At 46.1% G+C, this 2,940-nt stretch carries 2 protein-coding genes and 1 pseudogene; all 3 read right to left on the reverse strand.

Annotated features, from left to right (window positions below):
• On the reverse strand, positions 1–1,113 hold a 1,113-nt coding region (locus NCCP2222_RS20750; RefSeq protein ID WP_282570707.1), incomplete at its 3' end, for an S-layer homology domain-containing protein.
• A gap of 178 nt (positions 1,114–1,291) precedes the next feature.
• A complete protein-coding gene (locus NCCP2222_RS13905; RefSeq protein ID WP_248512953.1) occupies positions 1,292–2,668 on the reverse strand; it encodes an ABC transporter substrate-binding protein in 1,377 nt (458 codons plus the stop codon).
• Between the two features lie 43 nt (positions 2,669–2,711).
• Positions 2,712–2,940: pseudogene (locus NCCP2222_RS13910) on the reverse strand (carbohydrate ABC transporter permease); the annotation flags it as partial.

Below are 2,940 nucleotides of genomic sequence, written 5' to 3' on the forward strand. Positions count from 1 at the left end.
TCCTTCAAGCAATGCACGGTCCCAACGCATAATTCCAGGGGCAACCACTCCGATTACGCCCACTTTCAATTCTTGCTCGTTCCCTTTTCCGTCTACTACTTTCTTATCCAAAATTACATATGGCGTATAACGATTCTTGCCTGTTACCGCATCATACACGTTCGCATTCAATACAGGGAATGGAGCTTCTTCTAAAACCATATCCAAGTAGTCCAAGCCATAGTTGAACTCATGGTTCCCTAGTGTGCTTGCATCAAACTCAAGTGTGCCAAGAGCAGCCATCGCTGGGTGGAGTTCACCTTTTTCCAGACGATCGACAGATACTTTATATGCACCAAGCGGTGTTCCTTGAATCAAGTCACCATTGTCGAACAACAAGTTGTTCGGGTTCTCAGCGCGTGCTTCATCGATAAGGACGGCTGTCTTTGCCAAACCGAATTCATTTGTCGGCTTGTCCTGATAGTAATCATAGTTTACAAAGTTCGTATGCAAATCGCTTGTGCCAAGAATACGAAGTGAAACATTGTCATTGGACGGTTGTTCACCTGGTTGTTCACCTGGTTGTTCGCCTGGCTGTTCTGGTTGTGCATTATGTACTTCCAGCAAGCGATCAATGATTTTTTTCACTTGGACTTTGGTTACAGCCTTTTGCGGTTTCGCTGTTCCATCTTCAAAGCCTCTGAAAATATCCAAGCCTACACTTTTCGCCAATTCTTCGAGTTCATTCGTTTTGAATTGGTCTTTGTCCTTAAATTTATCAAGCAATGTTGTTGGAAACACTTCGTCCGTCTTGACAGCACGAGATACGATTAAGAACGCATGCTCACGTGTCAATTTTTCGCCCGGTTTAAATTCGGAAGCCGTAGCTCCTTTTACCAAGCCGTTTGAGAGGGCAGCTTCAACAAATGGCGCCAATTTCTCATCGACATCTGTAAATTTATGCGATGTGCCGTCTCCCAATTCTAATTCAAGCGCCTTTACGACTGCAGTAATGAATTCTCCGCGCGTCACGTCATGTTTGCTGGCAGCGCTTGCATTCAAACCGAATGAAAAACCGCTTACTGTGAGTGCCAGGATGACAATCCACATGCCCACTTTTTTCAAAAGCGACATTCCTTCATCTCCTTCATTCTTTTTATCTATTTTAAGTGCAAATGCTACTTAAAACCATAAGTGGTCAGTTCCTCTATTACTATAGCATAGCATTTGAAAGATTCGTAGACATATTCCTCTATTTACAAATGAATTACAAAAGCACCTTCACCTGGTTTAGGCGAAGGCGCTTCAGCTTTTATTTCTTTGTCTTATTTGCAATCTCCATTGCCCGATTTGTGCCTTCTACTGCTTTATCCAGCACTTCCTGCGGGTCTTTTCCTTGATAAAGTTCTTCGAGTGCCGTGACGATCTGCTGTCTGGATTCTGGGAATACCGAGATCAGTGCGCCTTGTGTTGCATAGCCAGGCACTGTATCTTGGAGCTGGTCGACGGTGACTTTGAATTGTGGATATTCCGCCCACTTCGCTTTTACATTCTCCTCGTCATAAGCTTTCGGGTTGATGGCGAAATAGCCTGTGTCGAGGTGCCACTTCGCCTGCACCTCTGGCGTCGTTAAGTATTTCATGAATTCCCAAGCCGCTTCCTGTTCCTCTTCGGCAATTCCTTTCGACATCCAGAGGGAAGCTCCTCCGATGACCACACCATTGCGTTTCACTTCGTCTGCATGTGGAATATAGGCGACGCCGACTTCAAATGGAGCATTCGCGATGGCTCCCGCGACACCGGCTGAAGAATCCATGTACATGGCTACTTTTTCTGTCGCAAATGCAGCACGGATATCATCCCAGTTCGTTCCGAAGTTGCCGAATGTTCCTGCTTTGTTCATCCGGTCAAGGAAATCAAAGACATTGCGTCCCTCTAGGCCATTGAAGACCGCTTCAGTCGCATCTCCAGTGCGTCCGTTGTTTTCATTCACATAAAGGCCGCCTTGTGTAGCCACAAGCTGCTCGAAGAACCAGCCGTATGTGAGCATGGAGAAGCCCTTCATGTCATCCGTCGTCAATTTTTCTGCCGCCGCCATCACTTCAGAGAACGTTTCAGGCGCCTTTTCAGGGTCAAGTCCAGCTTTCTCGAACGCTGCCTTGTTATAAATCATGACTGGCGTCGAGGAGTTGAACGGCATGGAATATAGATCTCCATCCACGCGATAGTAATTCAAGATATTTTCCTCGAGTTGGGACAGATCATAATTGTCCTTGTCGATGAACGATTGCATCGGTTCGATATATCCGCTGTCAATCATGTATTTTGTTCCTACTTCAAAGACTTGTGTAATGGCAGGGGCGTCTTTTGTTCCGCCGACACTGCGCAGCTTCGTCAATGATTCTTCATAGGATCCCTGATATTCTGCGTTCACTTCATATTTATCCTGCGATTCGTTGAAGCCTTTCACGATGGCGTCAATCGACTCCTGTCCCGTTCCTGACATCGCATGCCAGAACTCAACGGACACTTTGCCTTCCTCTGTCTTCGCCGGTTCCTTTGTTGCTCCCGTGTCCCCATCAGAGGAGGATTCGCTATTTGTATTACTATCACTGTTCGTACAGGCCGTTAAGATGGCCATCGCTACTATAAGCAGCCATAGAAAAGGACTTTTCACAAACTTCTTCATTTCCTGCCTACACCCCTTTTGTTTTATTCGCCAACTACTAGCTTCATTTTAGAGCGCCTTGCGACAAACCTTTCTGCAATTGCTTTTGTCCGATAAAGAGCAATAATAGTGTCGGAATGATAACAACAATGACGCCTGCCATGACCACCCCCCATTCGGTCGCAATTTCTTGGGACTGCAATTGCTTAAGCCCAATCTGCACAGTACGGACAGACTGATTGGTCGTAATGAGCAGCGGCCACAAATACATATTCCAGGTTGTCAAGAACCCA

The sequence above is a fragment of the Sporosarcina sp. NCCP-2222 genome (genome assembly GCF_023168145.1).
In the GTDB taxonomy this organism is placed as follows: Bacteria; Bacillota; Bacilli; order Bacillales_A; family Planococcaceae; genus Sporosarcina.